This is a genomic window from Hoylesella pleuritidis (assembly GCF_963541955.1).
Taxonomy (GTDB): domain Bacteria; phylum Bacteroidota; class Bacteroidia; order Bacteroidales; family Bacteroidaceae; genus Prevotella; species Prevotella pleuritidis.
Genome location: NZ_CAUTUT010000007.1, coordinates 14,201 through 36,959, shown reverse-complemented (window position 1 = coordinate 36,959; position 22,759 = coordinate 14,201). Strand labels below are relative to the sequence as shown.

The following is a 22,759-nucleotide window of genomic DNA, read 5'->3' as shown; positions in this document are numbered from 1 at the left end:
ATTCTGTATGCTCGATAACTTCAACAAGTTTTTTAATCAAATGATGAATAAATATATTATTTCATCACATAACAAACATAAAATCATCGTGAGAGTTGCCTCTCAGATTCAGAAGTTATATTCATTAAGGCTGTTATCGGGGATACCTATGCCATCAAACAGACATTGACATCAGTAGAAAACTTGCAGCGTGTTACAGAAAAGTGGGTGACTATGCTGCCTGTGTATCCGTTTTTAACGGCATTGCTTCCGACCAATTAAATCAATCCGATATGCGCATCCTCTATTACGCCTATCTTAACTTAGACAAAGAAGATTCTCTCAGAGTCTGGGCTGATAAAATCATCGAGGAATATCCTTCGGACGGGGAAATTATCGCCTCTTACGCTTCGCATCTCAACTCCACCAACCGTGCAGAGCGGGCTATGCGCCTGACTCGATCTTATCTGCAACACGACTCCATCAATGTATTCGTCAAACGACAATATAGCCATGCCTGCTATCTCGCCGGCAATTATGACGAAACGATAACTATTTATAACAACCTCCGGCAACAAGGCCTTGATAATTACGAATCCAATTTCGTTCTCGGTATCAGTTATCAGGAGAAAGCTCGACTGGACAAAGCTTATCACGCCTTACAAAAAGCAGCCGAATTGAAACAACTCAGCGACTACCCCAGTCTGTTTCAATTAGGACGAGTTGCTAACAAGCTCTTTCTGAGAAATGAAGCCATCGAGGCTTTGGAAAAAGCTGCCCGGGTATTGCTCCCCGACAGCGATAGAATATTCTTCATCTATAATGAGCTGGGCGAAGCTCATTTCTATCTCAAACAATACGACCGAGCATTATCAGCCTTTGAGAAATGTGCGCAATACCGCCCCAATCACACACTTACTTACTATAACATCGCTCAAATGTACAATGGACTCAAAAACGCCGATCAAGTGTTGTTCTATTACCGGAAATTCATCAACAAATCCAACTATTTAGAAGATACCGTAGTGAACAGGCAATTAATAGACAATGTCCGAAAATTCCTGCGAAGATATGCGCCTAAATCAATGTAAGTTCGATGAATTGATCAGTGGCATCGGCATCGTTCTCCAAATGTCAAAAATATCAATGTTCGCAGTATCAGGGCAGCAGCCGTTATCGCTGCGTCGTAGCGTCTTATGTCGTAACCCCGTTACAATAAATCATCGTAACTCCGTTACTACATCTGTCGCAACTCCGTTGCGATTTTGACAGTTATTCAGAAGAGAAATTCCATCCAAACTCACACTAAATCAGTATTGAGAAACCACTCACATTAAGGCCTAATAAGATAAATTACCCCCGAAGAAGATGATACTCCTCCGGGGGCAATATTAGAAATAGTATATTTCAACGGTTTATTCAGCCTTAGACTCTTCTGCCGATTCTGTCGCCTTAGGAGTTTCTGCTGTCTTAGCCGTTTCTTCTACTTTGGGAGCCTCCTCAGCAGTCTGTTCTGCCTTGGGAGCTTCGTCTGCAACAGGAGCAGCAGTCTTGACAGCTGAACGACGGCTACGACGAGTCTTCTTTGCCTCAGCCTTAGGAGCCTTAGCCATATTCTCATCGAAGTCTACCAGCTCAATAAAAGCAATCTGAGCTGCGTCACCCTGACGAGTACCGAGCTTAATAACACGAGTGTAACCTCCAGGGCGGTCAGCCACTTTGGCAGCAACTTCCTTGAACAACTCCGTCACTGCATATTTATTCTGCAAATAACGGAAAACAACACGGCGTGAATTGGTTGTATCTTCCTTAGAGCGCGTAATCAGGGGCTCCACATACTTCTTCAAGGCCTTTGCCTTAGCAAGGGTCGTAGTGATTCTTTTGTGCATAATCAACGAGATTGCCATATTTGCCAACATAGCGTCACGATGAGATGCAGTACGACCCAAATGGTTGAATTTCTTATTATGTCTCATTTTGTCTTTAACTTAATTATGGACAAACTTGTCAACTCATTTACTTGTAAACTCGTCAACTATTCTTTGTCCAGTTTATACTTTGAAATATCGGTTCCAAAAGACAGATTCAGACCCTCGAGCAAATCATCAAGCTCTGAGAGCGATTTCTTACCGAAGTTACGGAACTTCAAGAGGTCGGTCTTGTTATATTGCACCAAGTCGCCGAGTGTCTCGACATCAGCTGCTTTGAGGCAATTGAGGGCACGAACACTAAGGTTCATATCCACGAGTTTGGTCTTAAGCAACTGGCGCATATGCAAAACCTCCTCATCAAACTCTTGGTTACTCTCTTGGTCAGGATTTTCCATTGCAATCTTTTCGTCAGAGAACAACATAAAGTGATAGATGAGAATCTTGGCAGCCTCTTTCAATGCATCTTTCGGGCTGATGGAACCATCCGTAGATACTTCAAGAATCAGCTTATCGTAGTCGGTCTTTTGCTCGACACGGTACGGTTCCACAGAATACTTGACATTACGGATCGGAGTGTAGATAGAATCAATTGGAATGACGTTGACGTCAGTGCAGAACTCACGATTTTCGTCAGCAGGAACATATCCACGACCTTTATTGATAGTGAGATCGATCTGCATTGAGGATTTGGCATCTAAATGGCAAATCACCAAATCAGGGTTTAACACTTCAAATCCAGTCAGATACTTAGCAATATCACCGGCTTTGAACTCTGTAAGTCCTTCCACGATGATACTAACTTTCTCATTCTCGAATTCTTCTACTACTTGCTTGAATCTTACTTGTTTCAAATTCAAGATAATGTTGGTAACATCTTCCTTGACGCCCGGTACAGAGGAGAACTCATGCTCAACACCTACAATACGAATTGTATTGATGGCATAACCTTCGAGCGATGAAAGAAGAATGCGGCGCAAAGAGTTACCGATAGTAACGCCGAAGCCCGGCTCAAGAGGACGGAATTCGAACTTACCAAACCGGTCATTGGCCTCCAACATTACAACTTTATCAGGTTTTTGAAATGCTAATATCGCCATTAATTCAATGATTTATTTAGAGTACAACTCAACGATTAACTGCTCCTTAATATTCTCGGGAATATCGGCACGCTCGGGCTTGTGCAGGAATTTGCCGCTCTTTGTATTCTCATCCCATTCTATCCAAGGATATTTGCTGTGGTTAAAGCCGGCTAATGCAGCTTCGATAACTTCAAGTGACTTAGCCTTCTCACGCACACCAACGATTTGACCGGGTTTAACAGCATAAGAAGGAATGTTGACTACCCGACCGTCGACAATAATGTGCTTATGCCCCACTAACTGACGTGCAGCAGCACGCGTAGGTGCAATTCCGAGACGGAAGACAACGTTGTCAAGACGGCATTCCAGATTTTGAAGAAGGATCTCACCTGTAATGCCATCAGCCTTGGCAGCCTTGATAAACATATTACGGAATTGACGCTCAAGCACACCATACGTGTACTTGGCTTTCTGCTTCTCTGCCAACATAACTCCGTACTCAGACTGCTTTCTGCGACGGTTATTGCCATGCTGTCCAGGAGGGAAGTTTCTCTTGGACAAAACTTTGTCAGCGCCGAAGATGGGTTCACCAAAACGACGTGCAATTTTAGATTTCGGACCTATATATCTTGCCATAATATTTAAATGTGCTTATTGATTGATATTGATAATTATACACGACGACGCTTAGGAGGACGACAACCGTTGTGGGGTAATGGAGTTACGTCAACGATTTCAGTCACCTCAATACCTGCACCGTGTACGGCACGAATAGCGCTCTCACGACCGTTACCCGGACCTTTTACATAAGCCTTTACCTTGCGAAGACCGAGGTCGAAAGCTACCTTTGCACAATCCTCTGCTGCTGTCTGAGCTGCATAAGGCGTATTCTTCTTTGAGCCACGGAATCCCATCTTACCTGCCGAAGACCAAGAAATAACCTGCCCCTCTGCATTTGTCAGAGATACGATAATATTGTTGAATGAACTATGAACGTGAAGCTGTCCGATAGCGTCAACTTTTACTACTCTTTTCTTAGATGTTGCTTGTTTCTTTGCCATAACTTTTTAGTTTAAAAGTTTTAAGTCTGCAAGTTTTAAGTAATGGAGCCAATGCTCCGTAACTCTCAACTTTCAACTCTCAACTAAATTTTACTTAGTAGCTTTCTTCTTATTAGCAACAGTCTTCTTCTTACCTTTACGGGTGCGAGCATTATTCTTTGTACTCTGACCGCGAACGGGAAGACCGTTACGATGGCGGATTCCACGATAGCATCCAATATCCATCAGTCGCTTGATATTCATTTGGACCTCTGAACGGAGATCACCTTCCACTTTGAATCCAGCGCCGATAATTTCACGGATTTTGGCTGCCTGATCGTCAGTCCACTCACTGACCTTCAAGTCGCGGCTTACGCCGGCCTTATCCAATATCTTTGCTGAACTACTTCGACCTATACCATAGATATAAGTCAATGCGATTTCGCCACGCTTATTTTGGGGCAAATCTACTCCAACAATTCTTATTGCCATTGTTAATAAAATAAATTAATTAAATCGATTAAATTCCTTTTGTCCGATGGGTGCGTCAGACCACAAGTCTGACATTCCATCACTTAGCCCTGGCGCAATTTATACTTAGGGTTCTTCTTGTTAATCACGAACAACCGACCTTTGCGACGAACGATCTTGCAGTCGGGGGTTCGTTTTTTTAATGATGCTCTTGTCTTCATATCTTTACTTGATTATTTATATCGGAAAACGATTCTTCCCTTAGTCAAATCATACGGACTCATCTCTACTTTCACCTTGTCTCCGGGCAAGATCTTAATATAGTGCATTCTCATCTTGCCTGAGATGTGCGCTATGATCTGAACTCCATTTTCAAGTTCTACACGAAACATCGCATTTGAAAGTGATTCGACGATGGTTCCGTCCTGCTCTATCGCGGATTGCTTTGCCATAATTTAATATAGTGTTCCTTCTAACTGTTCTATTTCTTCAAACGTTGATAAAATCTCTGCTGTACCCTTACGGATAGCAATGGTATGCTCAAAATGTGCTGCCGGTTTGCCGTCACGTGTCCGAATCGTCCAACGGTCAGGCATCAACACAATGTGCCGATCGCCCAATGTAATCATCGGTTCTATTGCAACACACATCCCAGCTTTCAGCACTACCCTACTGTCATTCGTATCATAATTCGGAATCTGCGGTGCCTCGTGCATCTCTTTTCCAATTCCGTGACCAGTAAGCTCGCGAACTACACCGTAGCCTTGCTTTTCACAATGCCGTTGAATGGCCTGTCCTATACCGTTAATCGAACGCCCGCTAATGGCATTTCGGATACCGATATATAGTGATTCCTTAGTCGTCTTCAACAACTGCTTTATAGCAGGGGCAACTTCACCGACACAAAATGTGTAACAACTGTCTCCGTTATACCCATCAAGAAACGTTCCACAATCAATTGAAACGATATCTCCATCCCTTAAAACAGTCTTATCATCGGGGATTCCGTGGACAACGACATCATTTACTGATGTACAAATGCTGGCAGGAAACGGAGGACCAAAAGGATTCGGAAAGTTCTTAAATGTAGGAGTCGCACCGTGATCACGGATAAATTCCTCGGCAATCCGATCCAATTGCAGTGTCGTAACACCAGGTTTTATGTTCTTAGCTAACTCAGCCAGTGTCTTACCCACCAGCTGATTAGCCTTAAACATTAGTTCAATTTCATCTTCTGTTTTCAGAAATATCTCCATCCAACAAATTAGCTTAATAAGCAGAAACCGCTCCTCCGCGCGTATGACCGGAATTAAGCAATCCGTCGTAATGACGCATCAGCAAATGACTCTCAATCTGCTGGAGGGTATCAATCACTACGCCGACAAGAATCAACAGAGATGTACCTCCAAAGAATTGAGAGAAAGCCTGCTGCACATTCAACAGTCCTGCCAAAGCTGGCATTATTGCAATAAATGCGATGAACAAAGAACCTGGGAAAGTTATACGAGACATCACAGTATCGATATACTCGGCAGTGTCCTTTCCTGGTTTGACACCGGGAATAAAACCGTTGTTGCGTTTCATATCTTCTGCCATCTGTGTTGGATTCAATGTGATAGCCGTATAGAAATATGTAAAAGCAATAACCAGAGTTACATATACGATATTGTAAAGCAAACTTCTGTTATCCATCAAAGACTGCACAACCCAACTGGCATTCTCCGACTGATAGCGAACAACTGCTAACGGAATGAACATCAATGCCTGAGCAAAGATGATCGGCATCACATTGGCTGCGAAGAGCTTCAGCGGAATATACTGACGGGCACCACCATATTGCTTGTTTCCAACCAAACGTTTAGCATACTGTACAGGCACCTTACGCGTTCCTTGTACCAAAAGAATCGATGCACATACAACGGCATAAAGAATGAGAATCTCAACGATAAACATCACGAGTCCACCACCCGAAATGGCTGTGAATCTCGATCCCATTTCTTGCACGAATGCTTGGGGAAGTCGAGCGATGATACCAATCATAATGATTAAAGAGATTCCATTTCCGATTCCTTTATCCGTTATGCGTTCACCTAACCACAAGATGAACATACTGCCTGCCGCAAGAATAATCGTTGCAGGAACAATAAAAACCGACCAAGAAATGCCAGAGGCCAAAGCCTGACCAGCCTGCATTTTAAGATTCAAGAGATAAGACGGAGCCTGAAACAGTAAAATGAATACTGTCAGAATACGTGTATACCAATTAATCTTCTTGCGTCCGCTCTCTCCTTCACGCTGCATCTTTTGAAAGTAAGGTACAGCCATTGCAAGGAGTTGCATAACGATGGAAGCCGAGATGTAAGGCATAATTCCTAATGCAAAGATAGATGCATTAGAAAATGCACCACCGGAGAACATATCCAGAAGCGACATAAGACCGCCGGAGGTTTGCGACTGCAATTTCTCCAACATACTCGGGTTGATTCCGGGAAGCACGACAAATGAACCAAATCGGTATATTGCCGTGAACAGAAGAGTGATGAGGAGCCGCTGACGCAGGTCCTCTATCTTCCAACAGTTCTTCAGTGTCTCGATAAATTTTCTCATTACTTAGATTATTGTTGTGTTACCACCTACTGCCTTAATTGCTTCTTCGGCAGTCTTAGAGAATGCATTTGCTTCAACCTCAAGCTTTGCTTTCAACTCACCATTGCCCAAAATCTTAACGAGTTCTTTGCCATTGGTAAGTCCGGCCTCTTTCAATTCAGCAATTCCAATCTTCGTAAGATTCTTCTTCTCAGCCAAATTTTGAAGGGTAGACAAGTTTACGGCGAAATATTCTTTATGGTTGATATTCTTAAATCCAGCTTTCGGAACACGACGCTGGAGAGGCATCTGACCACCTTCGAAGCCTATTTTTCTCTTATAACCGGACCGAGCCTTGGCTCCTTTGTGTCCACGGGTAGAAGTTCCACCGAGTCCTGAGCCAGTACCACGACCAACACGACGGCGTGAATGTGTTGAGCCCGTAGCCGGTTTCAAATTATTTAATTTCATCATTGCCTGTTTAAAAGATTAATTATTCAATTACATTTACCAAATGGTGAACCTTTCGTACCATACCGCGGATGCTGGGAGAATCTTCAACCTCAACAACCTGAGAAATCTTACGAAGTCCCAAAGCCAAGAGCGTACGCTTCTGATCAATCGGAGCACCAATTCTACTCTTAATCTGTTTAATCTTAATTGTTGCCATTGTATCTTTTCCCATTAACCGTTGAATACTTTTTCCATACTGATACCACGAACACCTGCTATCGTATAGGCGTCTCGTAACTGATCCAAAGCCTCAATCGTAGCTTTTACCAAGTTATGAGGATTGGATGATCCCTTAGATTTCGCAATCACATCATTTACGCCAACAGTTTCCAAAACAGCTCGCATAGCACCACCGGCTTTCAATCCAGTACCGGCAGCAGCAGGCTTCAACAACACGTGAGCACCGCTGAACGTTGCTTCAATTTCGTGAGGAATGGTACCTTTAAGAACTGGGACCTTGACCAAATTCTTCTTAGCAGCCTCAACACCTTTGGCGATAGCAGCCGTAACTTCACCTGCTTTTCCCAAACCATAGCCAACAACACCATTACCGTCACCGACAACGACAATAGCAGCGAATGTGAATGTACGACCTCCTTTGGTAACCTTTGTTACACGGTTGATAGCAACCAGTCGATCTTTCAATTCTGAGTCACTATTTATTCTTACTTTATTCATTGCCATAATCGTTTAAAATTTAAGACCTCCCTTACGTGCAGCATCAGCCAAGCCTTTCACACGACCGTGATAAAGATAACCATTACGATCGAAGACAACTGCTGTAACACCTGCTGCCTGAGCATTTTTTGCAACCAATTCGCCGACTTTTTCTGCCTGCTGAATCTTCGGCATAGCCTCCAATCCGAGAGAAGACGCAGACGCAAGTGTCGTCCCTGTCTCATCATTAATTACCTGTGCATAAATTTGCTTATTACTGCGGAAAACACTCAAACGAGGACGTTCGGCAGTACCATTTACGCTTTTACGAATTCTGAACTTTATTTTGATTCGTCTTTCTACTTTCTTTGTTGTCATAATTTCTAAATAAATTTGAAGTTACTTAGCATTACTTAGCTGCAGCTGTCTTACCAGACTTTCTGCGAATAACCTCACCTTTGAATAGGATTCCCTTTCCTTTATAAGGCTCCGGCATACGGAAAGAACGAATTTTAGCACAGATGAGTCCCAATAACTGCTTGTCACAAGACTCAATGGTTATGATCGGATTCTGATTTCTTTCAGATTTCGTCTCAACTTTCACCTCATTGGGAAGCTGAATGAATATCGGGTGCGTGTAACCGAGTGAAAACTCGACTAAATTTCCTTGATTCGATACACGATAACCGACACCGACAAGTTCCATCGTCTTTTTGTAACCTTCACTTACACCAACAATCATATTGTTGACCAAAGAGCGGTATAAGCCGTGGAAAGCCTGCTTCTGTTTTGTACTTACAAGACTGTTTTCATCGATTTCGAAAGTAATCTTACTTCCCTCAATATTCATTTTGATAGACGGATCAATGTTTTGGGAAAGTTCTCCCTTCGGACCTTTCACCGTAACAACATCGTCTTTCTGAGCGACTGTAACTCCTGCGGGAATACTAATTGGCAATTTTCCTATTCTTGACATATTCAATCCTCCAATTAATAAACATAGCAAAGAACCTCACCACCGATTTTCTCTGCAGCAGCTTCCTTGTCTGTCATTACACCTTTAGACGTGGAAAGGATAGCAATTCCAAGTCCGTTAATTACTCTCGGCATGTCTTTGTAACCAGTATACTGGCGAAGACCTGGGGTAGAAACACGCTTCAACTTCTTGATAGCGCTCTGCTTTGTTACAGGATCGTACTTAAGTGCGACCTTGATTGAACCTTGGGGACCATCTTCAATGAACTTATAGTTCAAGATGTAACCCTTCTCGAAGAGAATCTTAGTAATAGACTTCTTCAAGTTAGACGCAGGAACCTCAACAACACGGTGATGAGCCATGATTGCGTTTCTGAGTCTTGTCAGATAATCTGCTATTGGATCTGTCATAAAATATAAATGTTTAATTAATCGGGACCACCCCGACAATATTAAAATAATTGTCTATGGAAAGCCGGTAACTTCTTTTAAAAAGGTTTAATAATATATACAACATCCATTGATATCTAATCATCACCTTAATTATATATAGCTACACCATCCAAATTGTTACCAGCTCGCTTTCTTCACACCCGGAATCAAACCTGCTGAAGCCATCTCACGAAACTGAATTCTGGAAAGGCCGAACTGACGAATATATCCTTTGGGACGACCTGTAATCTTACAACGATTATGTAAACGAATCGGATTCGCATTCTTAGGAATAGCTTGTAATTTACGGGCTGCCTCATATGCTTCTGTAATGTCGCCGGAAGTTGCGATAATCTTTTTTAGAGCCGCACGTTTCTCCGCATAACGGGCTACCAATTTAGCACGTTTCACCTCGCGGGCTTTCATTGATTCTTTTGCCATATTGCTTAATCATTTTTAGCGTTCTTAAATGGAAGACCGAATGCTTTCAGCAAAGCATATCCCTCTTCATCTGTCTGTGCAGATGTAACAAAGGTTATATTCATACCTTGAATACGGTCGATTGAATCGAGATTAATCTCCGGGAAGATGATCTGTTCCGTGATACCCAACGTGTAATTACCACGACCGTCAAATTTACTTTCAATCCCCTTAAAGTCACGGATACGCGGAAGTGCTACACGAACGAGTTTCTCAAGAAACTCATACATACGCTCACGCCGCAAAGTTACCATTACACCAATCGGCATCTTCTTACGCAACTTAAAATTTGCAATATCCTTCTTCGAATAAGTTGCAACCGCTTTCTGACCCGTTATAGCAGAAATTTCATTAACTGCAACCTCAATAATCTTCTTATCTTGCGTTGCATCACCCAATCCCTGATTAATAACGATCTTTTTCAGTGTAGGAATTTGCATTACAGAAGAGTAATTGAACTGTTCTCTCAATGCCGGAGCAATACGCTCTACATATTCTTTCTTCAACTGTGCTGTATTCATTACTTGATTTCCTCCCCTGACTTTTTAGCGATACGAATCTTATTTCCATCTTCCGTTCGCTTAATACCCACACGCGTAGGTTTACCGCTTTTCGGATCAATCAGACTCAAATTAGAGATATGAATCGGAGCTTCCTGCTTGACAATACCTCCCTGAGGGTTCTTGGCAGAAGGCTTCGTGTGCTTAGAGATAATCCTACACCCCTCAACAATTGCCCGATTCTCATCAACTAAGACTTTAAGAACCTTACCGGTTTTCCCGCGATCCCGACTGTCACCGGTAAGCACCATTACGGTATCACCTTTTTTTATATGTAACTTGCTCATACTTTTCCTTTTTAATAATTAAAGAACCTCAGGCGCCAAAGAAACAACTTTCATATTCACAGCACGGAGTTCACGAGCCACAGGACCAAAAATACGACTGCCACGAAGCTCACCTGCATTGTTCAAAAGCACACAAGCATTGTCATCGAAGCGAATATAAGAACCATCCGCACGACGGATTTCTTTCTTTGTACGAACAATCAAAGCCTTTGATACTGCACCTTTCTTCAAATCACTTGATGGAATGACATTCTTGACTGCAACGACAATCACGTCTCCAACACTTGCATAACGGCGGCGGGTACCTCCCAAAACGCGGATACAAAGTGCCTCGCGCGCACCGCTGTTATCACATACTGTAAGTCTTGATTCTGCTTGTATCATAATTACTTAGCTTTTTCAATTATTTGAACTAATCTCCATCGCTTTGTTTTACTCAAAGGACGAGTCTCCATAATGAGTACGGTATCACCAATATTCGCCTCATTCTTCTCATCGTGTACGTGGTATTTCTTTGTCTTTTGTACAAACTTACCATATATAGGGTGCATCTCTTTGAACTTAGCAGCGATAACAATGGTTTTATCCATTTTGTTACTGATGACTACCCCCTGTCTTGTTTTTCTTAAATTTCTCGTTTCCATCTTGAACCATTGTTATTTGTTAAGTTCTCTCTGACGAAGTTCCGTTTTCATACGTGCAATATCACGACGGGTCGCTTTAATCTGTGATGGATTTTCAAGAGGAGTCGTTGCGTGATTAAGCTTCATCTTATGCAAAGCCTCCACTGCACTCTCTAACTTCTCGGCCAAATCTTTGGTCTCGAGTTCTTTTACTTCTTTACTCTTCATAATAGTTTAAGCGTTTTTGTCGAAATCACGTCTAACAACGAACTTAGTCTTTACCGGTAGTTTCTGTGCCGCAAGACGAAGCGCCTCTTTGGCTATATCGAAACTTACTCCTTCTACTTCAAAGAGGATACGACCCGGAGTTACTGGGGCAACCCAACCTGCGGGATCTCCTTTACCTTTACCCATTCGGACATCGGCGGGCTTACGCGTAATCGGCTTATCTGGGAATATGCGGATCCAAACCTGTCCTTCACGCTGCATATAACGATTAACAGCAACACGGGCAGCCTCAATCTGACGACTGTCTATCCATTTTGCTTCAAGTGTTTTGATGCCAAACGTACCGAAAGCCAGCTGTGTGCCTCTATGAGCATTGCCTTTATTGCCACGCCCATCTTGAGGTCTTCTATATTTAACTCTTTTTGGCTGTAACATTACTTACTTTTTCTTTTAACGGTTATTGTTTCTCCTGCGATTACCGCCACGGCCTGAACGAGAACCGGGACGTCCGGCATTTTGCTTGTCCTGAGTAAAATTCGGTGCGAGATCACGCTGTCCATATACTTCACCACGGCAAATCCACACCTTAATACCCAACAATCCAACCTTTGTTAGAGCTTCTGCCCGACAATAATCAATATCGGAACGGAATGTATGCAAGGGTGTACGTCCCTCTTTCAGCATTTCCTTACGGGCCATTTCCGCACCGTTCAGGCGCCCAGAAATCTGTACTTTGATGCCTTCCGCACCTGCACGCATCGTATTCTGAATAGCCATCTTAATAGCGCGACGATAAGCAATCTTACCCTCGACTTGGCGAGCGATGTTATTCGCAACGATAGTTGCATCAAGTTCCGGTTTCTTAATCTCAAAGATATTGATTTGAATATCTTTTTTGTAAAGCCGTTTCAGTTCCTCTTTCAATCGGTCAACGTCCTGTCCACCTTTACCAATGACGATTCCCGGGCGAGCTGTACAAATAGTAATGGTGACGAGTTTCAAAGTACGTTCAATGACAATGCGCGCAACGCTGGCCTTTGCCAAACGCTCGTTTAAGTACTTACGGATTTTCCGATCCTCAACGAGATTCTCTCCGAAGCTCTTGCCACCAAACCAATTTGAATCCCAACCACGGATAATACCAAGACGGTTGCTTATTGGATTAACTTTCTGTCCCATTCTATTTATTATTTTTCGTCATTAGTTTTGGCATCTACAAATAATGTAACGTGGTTACTACGCTTACGAATTCTATAACCACGACCCTGTGGTGCCGGTCTCATACGTTTCATCGTAACACCCTCGTCAACAAAAACTTTACTTATATAAAGTTCTCCGTCTTCAGCCTTTCGATCATTTTTCTGCTCCCAGTTAGCAATTGCCGAACGCAACAGTTTCTCAACATCTGCGGCAGCTTGCTTCTTAGAGAATCGCAAAACGCCCAAAGCACGATTTACTTCCAAGCCACGAATCATATCTACAACGTAGCGCATCTTGCGTGGAGAAGAAGGAACACCGTTGAGTTTCGCAAAGTACAAACTCTTCAATGCCTCTTTTCTCTTTTCAGCTGATATATGTTTTCTTGCTCCCATTATTATCTTTACATTTAAATGGTTACTCCCGATTATTTCTTATTACCGGAGTGTCCGCCGAATCTACGCGTCAGGGAGAATTCCCCCAATTTGTGACCGACCATATTCTCCGTAATGTAAACAGGGATAAATTTGTTTCCGTTATGAACAGCAACGGTATGTCCCACAAAATCCGGGGAAATCATTGATGCTCTGGCCCAAGTCTTAACGACACTCTTCTTGCCGCTCTCATTCATCGCGAGAATCTTCTTCTCGAGTGAAACGTTGATATATGGACCTTTTTTTAATGAACGACTCATAATTTTCTCTTCTTAATGTTATTTACTTGCCCTTTCAATAATATACTTGCTTGAAAGTTTTTTCGGTGCACGGGTTTTGAGCCCCTTAGCATATAAGCCCTTGCGTGAACGTGGATGACCACCGCTCTGACGGCCTTCACCACCACCCATCGGGTGATCAACAGGGTTCATAACAACACCTCGGTTATGAGGACGACGTCCCAACCAACGCGACCGACCGGCTTTACCGGACTGTTCCAATGCATGGTCAGAATTACCCACACTACCAACTGTAGCCTTACAAGCAGAGAGAATCTTACGAGTCTCACCGGAAGGAAGCTTAATCACACAATAACTACCCTCACGGGAAGTCAACTGAGCAAAGTTACCGGCCGAACGAACGAGTAGGGCACCTTGTCCCGGACGTAATTCAATATTATGAATCACCGTACCCACAGGAATGTTTGCCAAGGGAAGAGCATTACCAATTTCCGGTGCAGCCTCTGCCCCCGACATCAATTTCGTGCCTACTTGCAGTCCATTAGGAGCAATAATGTAGCGTTTTTCACCATCAGCATAATACAACAAAGCAATACGAGCCGAACGATTCGGGTCGTATTCAATTGTCTTTACCACTGCTGGGACACCATCTTTCTCTCGTTTAAAGTCGATCAGACGAAACTTTCTCTTATGACCTCCACCTATATAGCGAACTGTCATCTTACCGGTATTGTTTCGACCGCCGGTAGAATGTTTTCCGAAAACGAGAGACTTCTCTGGTACGGATGCAGTAATATCCTCGAACGTACCAATAACTTTGTGTCTTTGTCCCGGTGTAACCGGTTTCAATTTACGTACTGCCATTTTCTATTTAAATATTGCTGTAAAAATCTATTTGATCACCAGCCTTCAACGTAACGATAGCTTTCTTGAAAGCACTCTTCTGACCTTTTACAAGTCCAGCTTTCGTATAACGGCTTGACCGCTTTCCTGCATAACGCATCGTATTCACATCCAAAACCGTAACATTATACAGGCTTTCAATTTCTGCTTTGATTTCAAGCTTATTAGCCTCCGGCTTAACAATAAAACCATACTTAGGCAAAGCGGGTTTGACATAAGTATAAACGGTCTTTTCTTTCATTACGTCAGCCTTTCCTTTCTTTTTGACAACATAGCTGACCTTTTCCTCTACTGCATTTTTGACCTTTGCAGCTTTCTCATTTGCAGCTTTCAGCTTTTTGCTTTCAGAAGACTTGTCTGTAATCTTGGTCATCTTCTCAGTGACCAATGGTTTAATGATAAATGCCATATTTCTACTGTCTCCTTAATTATTTTGCTAAGATTCCGTCAATTGTCTTCAACGAATTTTCAGTCACAACAAGAACATCCGCATTCAAAACTTTGTAAGTATTGAGTGAAGATGCAGTCATAACCTCAGAACGTTGTAAGTTACGAGCTGACAAATATACATTTTTATTTACTTCCGGCAAAATGAGAAGCGTTTTCTTACCATCAACTTTTAGGTTTTTAACAATACTTACAAAATCTTTCGTCTTTGGTACATCCATCGTAAAATCTTCGACAACCACGATAGCATTCTCTTGCGCCTTATACGATAAAGCCGAACGACGAGCCAAACTCTTCACTTTCTTGTTCAACTTGAAACCGTAATCGCGAGGTTTAGGACCGAATACACGACCACCACCAACAAGTACCGGCGAATTGATATCTCCGCGACGAGCACCACCACCACCTTTCTGGCGTCCCAATTTTCGAGTAGAACCGCTTACTTCGCTTCTCTCCTTTGTCTTGGCCGTACCCTGACGCTGGTTAGCAAGATACTGCTTCACATCAAGATAGATAACATGATCGTTAGGCTCAATTCCGAAGATCGATTCGTTTAACGTAACCGTTCTTCCGGTCTCCTGACCATTGATATTTAAAACGCTAACTTCCATTATTTCTCAATTAATACAGTTGAACCATTATATCCGGCAAATGAACCCTTGACGATCAAGACATTCTGTTCCGGAATCACTTTTAACACTTTAAGGTTCTGAGTCGTCACCCTGTCACCACCCATCTGTCCAGCCATACGCATCCCCTTGAACACTTTGGCAGGATAAGAACAAGCACCGATAGATCCCGGTTTGCGAGCGCGGTCATCCTGACCGTGCGTACTCTGACCTACACCGCCGAAACCGTGGCGTTTTACTACCCCTTGGAAACCTTTACCCTTAGAAGTCCCGATAATATCGACAAACTCTGCATCGCTGAATAATTCAACCGTGATCGTATCACCAAGGCTATACTCTTCATCAAATTTGAACTCGGCCAAGTGCTTCTTCGGTGTCGTACCTGCTTTCTTAAAGATTCCCAGCATTGGCTTTGTCGTTCTTTTTTCCTTAGCCTCTGCGAAACCTAATTGAACCGCTTTATAACCGTCTTTTTCAACAGTCTTTACTTGGGTAACAACACAAGGACCAGCTTCGATAACAGTGCACGGTATATTTTTACCGTCGGCACTGAAAACGGATGTCATTCCGATTTTTCTTCCAATTAATCCTGGCATTTCAATTAAATATTAAATGTTAGTTTGTAAATTTCTGAGTTCGTCAGTTTCTAAAAACGAAATCATTAGATTTTGAATGTCAAAGAAAACTCACGACCTCATCAACTCATTAACTGTTAATTTGATTCTTCTCTCTACACTTTGATTTCTACCTCAACACCGCTGGGCAATTCGAGTTTCATCAGCGCATCAACCGTCTTTGCCGTCGAGCTGTAAATATCTATCAGACGCTTGAAGTCTGAGAGCTGGAACTGCTCACGCGCTTTCTTATTAACGAACGTACTACGGTTTACAGTATAAATACGCTTATGCGTCGGCAGAGGAATTGGACCACTTACAATGGCACCCGTAGCCTTCACTGCTTTCACAATTTTCTCTGCTGACTTATCAACCAACTTGTGATCATAAGATTTCAGCTTAATTCTAATTTTCTGACTCATAGTCAATTAAGTTGTTTTATTGTTATTTTAAATTAGAAGAAAGAGGTACACCGGATAAGAGTCATTCGCTATCCGGTGCCTCGAATCTCACTGTTTTATACTAAATCTGTACGGCCTTTCACTTCTTCGAGTACAGTCTTGGCAATCGAACTTGAAAGCGGAGCGTGGTGATCATACTCCATCGAGCTCGTTGCACGCCCCGAAGTGATGGTACGCAGAGCAGTTACATAACCAAACATCTCTGCCAGCGGAACCATTGCTTTGACGATACGAGCACCGCTACGGGCCTCATCCATACCTTCTACTTGGCCACGACGCTTGTTCAAGTCGCCGATCACATCACCCATATTCTCCTCGGGAGTCACGACTTCAACCTTCATAATAGGCTCCATCAAGACCGGACCGGCCTTAGGACAAGCATTTCTGAATGCGTTATGGGCAGCCAATTCAAATGAAAGCTGATCCGAGTCAACCGGATGGAAACTACCATCAGTCAAAGTAACCTTCATACCAGTCATCGGGAAGCCACCAAGTACACCGCTCTTCAATGAGTCTTGGAATCCTTTCTGTACTGAGGGGATAAACTCCTTAGGCACATTACCCCCCTTAACTTCATTGATAAACTGCAAATCTCCCTCGGTATAATCCTCGTCTTTCGGGCCGACAGTAACAATAATATCAGCAAACTTACCGCGACCACCACTCTGCTTCTTGTAAACTTCGCGCAGTGTGACAGGCTTTGTGATAGCCTCTTTATAGTTAACTTGCGGTTTACCTTGATTACATTCAACCTTGAATTCACGTTTCAGACGATCGATGATAATGTCGAGATGCAACTCACCCATACCCGAAATAATCGTCTGACCACTCTGCTCGTCCGTTCGTACGGTGAAAGTAGGATCCTCTTCGGCAAGTTTGGCAAGCCCGTTGTCCAATTTCGTAATATCGGCTTGGCTCTTCGGCTCAACGGCAATAGAGATCACCGTGTCTGGGAAAGTCATCGACTCCAATACGATCGGATGTCCCTCATCACAAAGCGTATCACCGGTACGGATATCCTTGAAACCTACTCCGGCACCAATATCACCCGCATCAATGCTCTCCATCGGGATTTCCTTGTTCGAGTTCATCTGGAACAGACGACTGATACGCTCTTTTTTGCCCGAACGCGGATTGTAAACATAAGAGCCGGCAGTCACTTTACCCGAGTAAACACGGAAGAACACCAAGCGACCCATAAACGGATCGGTAGCAATTTTGAATGCAAGTGCTGCCGTAGGTTCCGTTTCCGACGGTTTACGATCTTCCTCTTCATCTGTATTAGGATTCACACCTACAATATTCTCGGTATCAAGCGGTGAAGGCAAGAATGCACAAACATAATCCAACAGAGGTTGAACACCCTTATTCTTATAGGAAGATCCCAATAACATCGGGGTCAAATCCATTGAGATTGTACCTTTACGGATAGCTGCAATCAGTTCTTCTTCGCCGATTTCCTGACCTTCGAGATACTTCTCCATCAGTGCATCGTCGAAGTTGGCAGCACTCTCAATCATCTTCTCCCGCCATTCATTGGCCTCGTCAACGAGATCAGCAGGAATATCTTCGACATCATATTCAGCACCCATTGTCTCATCGTGCCACAGGATTGCCTTCATTTTAATCAGATCAACAAGACCTTTGAAGTTTTCCTCTGCACCGATAGGAATCTGAATGGGACACGGATTAGCACCCAAGATGTCTTTCATCTGCTGAACAGTCTCAAAGAAATCAGCGCCCGAACGGTCCATCTTGTTTACGTAACCGATACGCGGAACATTATACTTGTCAGCCTGACGCCACACCGTTTCAGACTGCGGCTGAACGCCGTCAGCTGCCGAATACGTCGCAACGGCACCGTCGAGTACGCGCAATGAGCGCTCAACCTCTGCCGTGAAGTCAACGTGTCCCGGAGTATCAATCAAGTTTATCTTATAAGAAGCACCCTTATAGTTCCAATTGCAAGTCGTTGCAGCAGACGTAATCGTAATACCACGCTCCTGCTCCTGTGCCATCCAGTCCATCGTTGCAGCACCGTCGTGCACTTCACCGATCTTGTGCGTCTTACCTGTATAGAACAAAATGCGCTCCGATGTGGTTGTTTTACCGGCATCGATATGCGCCATAATACCTATGTTACGCGTCAAATGTAAATCGCGATTTGCCATTTTCTTTTTACCTTTCCTATTGAATTAGAATCTGAAATGAGCAAATGCACGGTTAGCCTCAGCCATACGGTGCATATCCTCTTTACGTTTAAAGGCACCGCCTTGGTTGTTATAGGCATCCATTATCTCTGCTGCGAGCTTCTCAGCCATACTCTTTCCGCCACGTTTGCGGGCAAAAGCGATTAAGTTTTTCATCGAAACGCTTTCCTTACGTTCCGGACGTATCTCGGTAGGAACCTGAAATGTCGCACCACCGATACGCCGACTCTTCACTTCCACTTGCGGAGTAATGTTGTCGAGAGCCTGTTTCCAGATTTCAAGAGGCGACTTTTCTTCTTTCGCCATCTTCTCTTTTACTGTATCAAGAGCTTTGTAGAAAATCTCATAAGATGTATTTTTCTTACCATCATACATCAGATGATTGACGAATTTGGAGACCTTCTGGTCACCGAACACGGGATCCGGCAGGATCACACGCTTCTTGGGTTTTGCTTTTCTCATTTTGTTTTTGAAAATAAATAAATTCTGCGTGGGGCTGTCTATACTGTTCTTCAACGCTCTCTCTCGGGCATTTACTCAACCTGTCGTTAACAAATCTCCAGCAAAACGGGTTATTTAAGATTGTGAGTCTGTGAGTTTCTTAATCCGAAAGCTCACGTTCACATTTTTTTAAGTTTAAGTTTCTAAGTTTCCGAGTCTTCGCCGCCTTGACAAACCAGCATAAAAGTTCCGAAGTTTTACATCACCTGCAATCTTACCAACTTACAAACTCATCAACTTAAAAACTTAATGGCAGTGTTATTTCTTAGCTGCCTTAGGACGTTTAGCACCATATTTCGAGCGGCGCTGTGTGCGATTGGCAACACCAGCCGTATCGAGTGTACCACGAACGATGTGATAACGCACACCAGGGAGATCTTTCACACGACCGCCACGCACCAAAACGATGCTATGCTCTTGCAGGTTGTGTCCCTCTCCCGGAATGTAGGAGTTCACCTCTTTTTGATTCGTCAGACGGACACGGGCAACCTTACGCATTGCCGAATTAGGCTTTTTAGGGGTCGTTGTATAAACACGAACACAAACACCGCGACGCTGTGGACAGTTGTCCAACGCCGGTGACTTGCTCTTATCAGCAACAACCGTTCTGCCTTTTCTTACCAATTGTTGAATAGTAGGCATAATGTCAATTTTTAATTTATATATTTATTTTGTTTAATATCAACCTTTAAGAAATGCTTCGATGAAACATTTCGGCGTGCAAAGGTACAAACAATTATCGGAACCACCTACCATATAATGCCTCCAATGGGGTCGACACTCAAAATTTTAATATAATATAACAATCCATATATTATTTTTCAATAAGTTACACGACGTAATTCTAAGAACGAAACACACCGAATCTCATATTTCCAACTCTTAATTTGCTTCTCCATTACCAGTTCCAAAAGGTGCTATCGTGCGCGAATCCTGATCAGGAAGTTCTATTTTCCCAAATTCTTTTTCATATTTATATAAGTTGTCCTGCAACGCTTGAAGTAAGCGTTTGGCGTGTTCGGGAGCAAGAATCACCCTACTGCACACCTCCGGTTTAGGCATTCCGGGAAGAATTCGGGCAAAATCCACGACGAAATCGCTGTGCGAATGCGAAATGAGTGCAAGATTCGAGTACACACCCGAAGCGATTTCCGGTCTCAATTCGAGTTGAAACTGCATTTCTTCTTGCAGATTGTCATTGGCCATAATCTATCTATTTTACGTGAAATACATCATACTATGCATCAGGCAGACCGATGAGCAAAATGCTCTGAATAGTCTTTATCAGTCCTCCTCTGCCTGTTTGCAAAGGTAGCTAAAATCCTTTGAAATTCTACTTCATTATTACAAAAAATTGTTTATCTTCGCAATTGCAAATCATATCGAAACAGAATATGCCCAACATAGCCATTATCGGCGGAGGAGCGGCAGGCTTTTTCGCCGCCGTCAATGCCAAGATTACATATCCGCAAACCACTGTCACGATTTTTGAAAAGTCGAATAGGGTACTCGCCAAAGTATTGATTTCAGGAGGAGGACGCTGCAATCTGACCAACTCTTTCGCCCAAGTAAAAGACTTGAAACACGTTTATCCACGTGGAGACAAGCTCATCAAACGCCTGTTTAAAGTCTTCGACCATCACGATACATATCGATGGTTTGAAGAACAAGGTGTTCCGCTCGTCACGCAAGACGATGAGTGTATATTTCCGAAATCACAGCGTGCGACGAGCATAGCCGATTGTCTCATACGAAAAGCATTGCAATCCGGTGTCAAAATACGTACCGGCTACACCTTAGAACGGCTTACTCCCCTACCCGACAGCCGAATCAAGGCCACTTTCAGAAACGGGACAATAGCCGTTTTCAACAAAGTAATCATTACAACAGGTGGTTCGCCGCGTGCAGAGAAGCTTAGTTATCTGGCCGATTTGGGGCATACTATCGTTGCACCAGTACCTTCACTATTCACATTCGAAGTACGCGAGCCCTTGTTTCGCGCTTTAATGGGCACTGTTACCGATCCGGTCACCCTGTCGATACCTACTACCAAACATCGCAGTACAGGCGCTTTACTTATCACGCATTGGGGAATGAGCGGACCTGCTACATTGAAACTCTCTTCATATGCAGCCCGTTACATCAACGAGCAACATTATTGCTTCAATGTAGCCGTCAACTGGCTCAACGAGACCAATGCCGAAACGGTTCGGGAACGATTGTTGACCCTTGCTGCAACTCACCCGAAGAAACAACTCAACAGTATCCGTCCCGACAACCTCTCAGCCCGAGTTTGGCAGTATCTTTTGCAGAAAGCATCGCTCGACAGCGGAAAACCGTGGGCTGAATTGGGGCGAAAAGGACTCCATAAACTCGTCGAAACACTTACCAATGACATTTATCTCATCACGGGGAAAGGTGTTTTTCGCGACGAGTTCGTCACCTGCGGGGGAGTCGGTCTCGACTGCATTCATCTCCAAACACTCGAAAGCAAAATATGCCCCAATCTCTTTTTCGCCGGCGAAGTACTCGACATCGATGCCGTTACGGGCGGTTTTAACTTACAAGCAGCCTGGACCACGGGGTTCGTTGCAGGTAATGCTTACCACAGTGCGACGCCCGCCGACAAATAAAAAGAGCGGTTACGCGGGAAAGGAGATATCTCGCGGGTGTCCGAATGAATGGGAATGAAACCTGTTTCGGCACCCATAGATACGATCAACTTGTGATACTTGAACGACATTTCAATATCTACCCCCACATCGGCACGGCGCAGTCCCAAGCCACCCGAACCGTATGTGCCGGCTGTCTGACCTTGATATGTCACGTCGCCGGCAACACCCACCGAGACAAACAGTCCCGTTCCAAAGCTGACCTGACTGTGATGGGGCAGCGGAAAGGTGTAAAAGAAATTGAGCGGAACCTCCACACACACCTGCTCCACGGTGGAATTTGCCTTATCTTTTTCGTTCCACGGCACCTTGGCACCCTTAGAAATCAGGCGCAAAGACGGTTGGAAACTCACCAAGGGATTTTTAAGCGGAATACCGAGACCCGCCTCGGCCATCCATCCCCACCTTGACTTGACACCGCCGATATATTTACCAACATAATCGGAAGTTACCACACCCACTTTCACAAACGGCCGCACAGTATGCGACAGTTCATCGGGCACGTTTGAGGGAGTCTCTTCCGGCAGATTCGTCTGTCCGAAAGTAATTTGTGCACGCAAACCGACCACCGATACCAAAAGCATCACATACAAGAGAACAATTCGTTTCAT

At 43.7% G+C, this 22,759-nt stretch carries 37 protein-coding genes; 2 read left to right on the top strand and 35 right to left on the bottom strand.

Annotated features, from left to right (window positions below):
• Positions 1-203: 203 nt before the first annotated feature.
• Positions 204-1,070: a tetratricopeptide repeat protein gene (locus tag RWY97_RS04265; RefSeq protein WP_315565695.1), complete on the top strand. Its 867-nt coding sequence runs from the start codon at positions 204-206 to the stop codon at positions 1,068-1,070.
• Between the two features lie 324 nt (positions 1,071-1,394).
• On the opposite strand, the gene rplQ is transcribed toward RWY97_RS04265, so the two are convergent.
• The 34 genes from rplQ to RWY97_RS04095 form a co-directional block, all read right to left on the bottom strand.
• Positions 1,395-1,955 (bottom strand): 50S ribosomal protein L17, encoded by a 561-nt coding sequence (gene rplQ, locus RWY97_RS04260; RefSeq protein WP_315565694.1) that lies wholly within the window; start codon positions 1,953-1,955, stop codon positions 1,395-1,397.
• Positions 1,956-2,014: 59 nt separating this feature from the next.
• Positions 2,015-3,007 (bottom strand): DNA-directed RNA polymerase subunit alpha, encoded by a 993-nt coding sequence (locus RWY97_RS04255; protein WP_021582847.1) that lies wholly within the window; start codon positions 3,005-3,007, stop codon positions 2,015-2,017.
• A gap of 12 nt (positions 3,008-3,019) precedes the next feature.
• Positions 3,020-3,625, bottom strand: a complete 606-nt coding sequence (gene rpsD / locus RWY97_RS04250) for a 30S ribosomal protein S4 (RefSeq protein ID WP_021582837.1) — start codon at positions 3,623-3,625, stop codon at positions 3,020-3,022.
• 35 nt (positions 3,626-3,660) lie between these two features.
• Positions 3,661-4,050 carry a 30S ribosomal protein S11 gene (gene rpsK / locus RWY97_RS04245; protein ID WP_024991657.1) on the bottom strand — a complete coding sequence of 130 codons (390 nt, stop codon included), beginning with the start codon at positions 4,048-4,050 and terminating at the stop codon, positions 3,661-3,663.
• Positions 4,051-4,140: 90 nt separating this feature from the next.
• Positions 4,141-4,521 carry a 30S ribosomal protein S13 gene (rpsM, locus tag RWY97_RS04240; RefSeq protein WP_021582885.1) on the bottom strand — a complete coding sequence of 127 codons (381 nt, stop codon included), beginning with the start codon at positions 4,519-4,521 and terminating at the stop codon, positions 4,141-4,143.
• A gap of 83 nt (positions 4,522-4,604) precedes the next feature.
• Positions 4,605-4,721 carry a 50S ribosomal protein L36 gene (gene rpmJ, locus RWY97_RS04235; RefSeq protein WP_006950529.1) on the bottom strand — a complete coding sequence of 39 codons (117 nt, stop codon included), beginning with the start codon at positions 4,719-4,721 and terminating at the stop codon, positions 4,605-4,607.
• A 12-nt stretch (positions 4,722-4,733) separates the two neighbouring features.
• Positions 4,734-4,952 (bottom strand): translation initiation factor IF-1, encoded by a 219-nt coding sequence (gene infA / locus RWY97_RS04230; RefSeq protein WP_004341775.1) that lies wholly within the window; start codon positions 4,950-4,952, stop codon positions 4,734-4,736.
• Between the two features lie 3 nt (positions 4,953-4,955).
• Positions 4,956-5,756: a type I methionyl aminopeptidase gene (gene map / locus RWY97_RS04225; protein ID WP_021582908.1), complete on the bottom strand. Its 801-nt coding sequence runs from the start codon at positions 5,754-5,756 to the stop codon at positions 4,956-4,958.
• 13 nt (positions 5,757-5,769) lie between these two features.
• On the bottom strand, positions 5,770-7,107 hold the full coding sequence (secY, locus tag RWY97_RS04220) for a preprotein translocase subunit SecY (RefSeq protein ID WP_021582887.1): 1,338 nt from the start codon (positions 7,105-7,107) through the stop codon (positions 5,770-5,772).
• Between the two features lie 3 nt (positions 7,108-7,110).
• The gene (rplO, locus tag RWY97_RS04215) at positions 7,111-7,557 is read right to left on the bottom strand and encodes a 50S ribosomal protein L15 (RefSeq protein WP_039875416.1); all 447 of its coding nucleotides are present in this window, start codon (positions 7,555-7,557) and stop codon (positions 7,111-7,113) included.
• Positions 7,558-7,579: 22 nt separating this feature from the next.
• Positions 7,580-7,756, bottom strand: a complete 177-nt coding sequence (gene rpmD / locus RWY97_RS04210; protein ID WP_024991655.1) for a 50S ribosomal protein L30 — start codon at positions 7,754-7,756, stop codon at positions 7,580-7,582.
• A 14-nt stretch (positions 7,757-7,770) separates the two neighbouring features.
• Positions 7,771-8,283, bottom strand: a complete 513-nt coding sequence (gene rpsE / locus RWY97_RS04205; protein WP_021582893.1) for a 30S ribosomal protein S5 — start codon at positions 8,281-8,283, stop codon at positions 7,771-7,773.
• A gap of 6 nt (positions 8,284-8,289) precedes the next feature.
• A complete protein-coding gene (gene rplR / locus RWY97_RS04200) occupies positions 8,290-8,634 on the bottom strand; it encodes a 50S ribosomal protein L18 (RefSeq protein WP_021582816.1) in 345 nt (114 codons plus the stop codon).
• A gap of 31 nt (positions 8,635-8,665) precedes the next feature.
• Entirely contained in the window at positions 8,666-9,232 is a 567-nt protein-coding gene (gene rplF / locus RWY97_RS04195; protein WP_024991652.1) for a 50S ribosomal protein L6, read from the bottom strand.
• 14 nt (positions 9,233-9,246) lie between these two features.
• Positions 9,247-9,642: a 30S ribosomal protein S8 gene (rpsH, locus tag RWY97_RS04190; RefSeq protein ID WP_004361620.1), complete on the bottom strand. Its 396-nt coding sequence runs from the start codon at positions 9,640-9,642 to the stop codon at positions 9,247-9,249.
• Positions 9,643-9,801: 159 nt separating this feature from the next.
• The gene (gene rpsN / locus RWY97_RS04185) at positions 9,802-10,104 is read right to left on the bottom strand and encodes a 30S ribosomal protein S14 (protein ID WP_021582880.1); all 303 of its coding nucleotides are present in this window, start codon (positions 10,102-10,104) and stop codon (positions 9,802-9,804) included.
• A gap of 5 nt (positions 10,105-10,109) precedes the next feature.
• Positions 10,110-10,664 carry a 50S ribosomal protein L5 gene (rplE, locus tag RWY97_RS04180; protein WP_021582817.1) on the bottom strand — a complete coding sequence of 185 codons (555 nt, stop codon included), beginning with the start codon at positions 10,662-10,664 and terminating at the stop codon, positions 10,110-10,112.
• On the bottom strand, positions 10,664-10,990 hold the full coding sequence (gene rplX, locus RWY97_RS04175) for a 50S ribosomal protein L24 (protein ID WP_024991650.1): 327 nt from the start codon (positions 10,988-10,990) through the stop codon (positions 10,664-10,666). Before rplX ends, rplE begins: the two co-directional genes overlap by 1 nt.
• A gap of 18 nt (positions 10,991-11,008) precedes the next feature.
• Positions 11,009-11,374: a 50S ribosomal protein L14 gene (rplN, locus tag RWY97_RS04170; protein WP_007899763.1), complete on the bottom strand. Its 366-nt coding sequence runs from the start codon at positions 11,372-11,374 to the stop codon at positions 11,009-11,011.
• Between the two features lie 2 nt (positions 11,375-11,376).
• Complete coding sequence (gene rpsQ, locus RWY97_RS04165) at positions 11,377-11,634, bottom strand: 30S ribosomal protein S17 (RefSeq protein WP_021582813.1); 258 nt, start codon at positions 11,632-11,634, stop codon at positions 11,377-11,379.
• Positions 11,635-11,646: 12 nt separating this feature from the next.
• Positions 11,647-11,841: a 50S ribosomal protein L29 gene (gene rpmC / locus RWY97_RS04160; protein WP_021582894.1), complete on the bottom strand. Its 195-nt coding sequence runs from the start codon at positions 11,839-11,841 to the stop codon at positions 11,647-11,649.
• Between the two features lie 6 nt (positions 11,842-11,847).
• Positions 11,848-12,276 carry a 50S ribosomal protein L16 gene (gene rplP / locus RWY97_RS04155; RefSeq protein ID WP_021582865.1) on the bottom strand — a complete coding sequence of 143 codons (429 nt, stop codon included), beginning with the start codon at positions 12,274-12,276 and terminating at the stop codon, positions 11,848-11,850.
• 15 nt (positions 12,277-12,291) lie between these two features.
• Positions 12,292-13,020: a 30S ribosomal protein S3 gene (rpsC, locus tag RWY97_RS04150; RefSeq protein WP_021582828.1), complete on the bottom strand. Its 729-nt coding sequence runs from the start codon at positions 13,018-13,020 to the stop codon at positions 12,292-12,294.
• Positions 13,021-13,028: 8 nt separating this feature from the next.
• Complete coding sequence (gene rplV, locus RWY97_RS04145; protein ID WP_021582810.1) at positions 13,029-13,433, bottom strand: 50S ribosomal protein L22; 405 nt, start codon at positions 13,431-13,433, stop codon at positions 13,029-13,031.
• Positions 13,434-13,465: 32 nt separating this feature from the next.
• Positions 13,466-13,732, bottom strand: a complete 267-nt coding sequence (gene rpsS, locus RWY97_RS04140) for a 30S ribosomal protein S19 (protein WP_021582854.1) — start codon at positions 13,730-13,732, stop codon at positions 13,466-13,468.
• 18 nt (positions 13,733-13,750) lie between these two features.
• A complete protein-coding gene (gene rplB, locus RWY97_RS04135; protein ID WP_021582821.1) occupies positions 13,751-14,575 on the bottom strand; it encodes a 50S ribosomal protein L2 in 825 nt (274 codons plus the stop codon).
• 7 nt (positions 14,576-14,582) lie between these two features.
• Entirely contained in the window at positions 14,583-15,023 is a 441-nt protein-coding gene (rplW, locus tag RWY97_RS04130; RefSeq protein WP_021582884.1) for a 50S ribosomal protein L23, read from the bottom strand.
• Between the two features lie 19 nt (positions 15,024-15,042).
• Positions 15,043-15,672 (bottom strand): 50S ribosomal protein L4, encoded by a 630-nt coding sequence (gene rplD, locus RWY97_RS04125; RefSeq protein ID WP_315565686.1) that lies wholly within the window; start codon positions 15,670-15,672, stop codon positions 15,043-15,045.
• A complete protein-coding gene (gene rplC / locus RWY97_RS04120; protein ID WP_314740414.1) occupies positions 15,672-16,286 on the bottom strand; it encodes a 50S ribosomal protein L3 in 615 nt (204 codons plus the stop codon). Before rplC ends, rplD begins: the two co-directional genes overlap by 1 nt.
• A 134-nt stretch (positions 16,287-16,420) precedes the next feature.
• The gene (gene rpsJ / locus RWY97_RS04115) at positions 16,421-16,726 is read right to left on the bottom strand and encodes a 30S ribosomal protein S10 (protein WP_021582852.1); all 306 of its coding nucleotides are present in this window, start codon (positions 16,724-16,726) and stop codon (positions 16,421-16,423) included.
• Between the two features lie 95 nt (positions 16,727-16,821).
• A complete protein-coding gene (fusA, locus tag RWY97_RS04110; RefSeq protein WP_021582846.1) occupies positions 16,822-18,936 on the bottom strand; it encodes an elongation factor G in 2,115 nt (704 codons plus the stop codon).
• Between the two features lie 24 nt (positions 18,937-18,960).
• A complete protein-coding gene (gene rpsG / locus RWY97_RS04105; protein ID WP_021582896.1) occupies positions 18,961-19,437 on the bottom strand; it encodes a 30S ribosomal protein S7 in 477 nt (158 codons plus the stop codon).
• Positions 19,438-19,734: 297 nt separating this feature from the next.
• The gene (gene rpsL, locus RWY97_RS04100; protein WP_021582876.1) at positions 19,735-20,118 is read right to left on the bottom strand and encodes a 30S ribosomal protein S12; all 384 of its coding nucleotides are present in this window, start codon (positions 20,116-20,118) and stop codon (positions 19,735-19,737) included.
• 240 nt (positions 20,119-20,358) lie between these two features.
• A complete protein-coding gene (locus RWY97_RS04095) occupies positions 20,359-20,682 on the bottom strand; it encodes a DUF3467 domain-containing protein (protein WP_021582845.1) in 324 nt (107 codons plus the stop codon).
• Positions 20,683-20,870: 188 nt separating this feature from the next.
• On the opposite strand from RWY97_RS04095, the gene RWY97_RS04090 reads away from it, so the two are divergent.
• Positions 20,871-22,109 (top strand): BaiN/RdsA family NAD(P)/FAD-dependent oxidoreductase, encoded by a 1,239-nt coding sequence (locus RWY97_RS04090; protein WP_315565683.1) that lies wholly within the window; start codon positions 20,871-20,873, stop codon positions 22,107-22,109.
• Here RWY97_RS04090 and RWY97_RS04085 read toward each other — a convergent pair.
• Complete coding sequence (locus RWY97_RS04085) at positions 22,079-22,759, bottom strand: outer membrane beta-barrel protein (RefSeq protein WP_315565682.1); 681 nt, start codon at positions 22,757-22,759, stop codon at positions 22,079-22,081. The two genes, RWY97_RS04090 and RWY97_RS04085, sit on opposite strands and share 31 nt — an antisense overlap.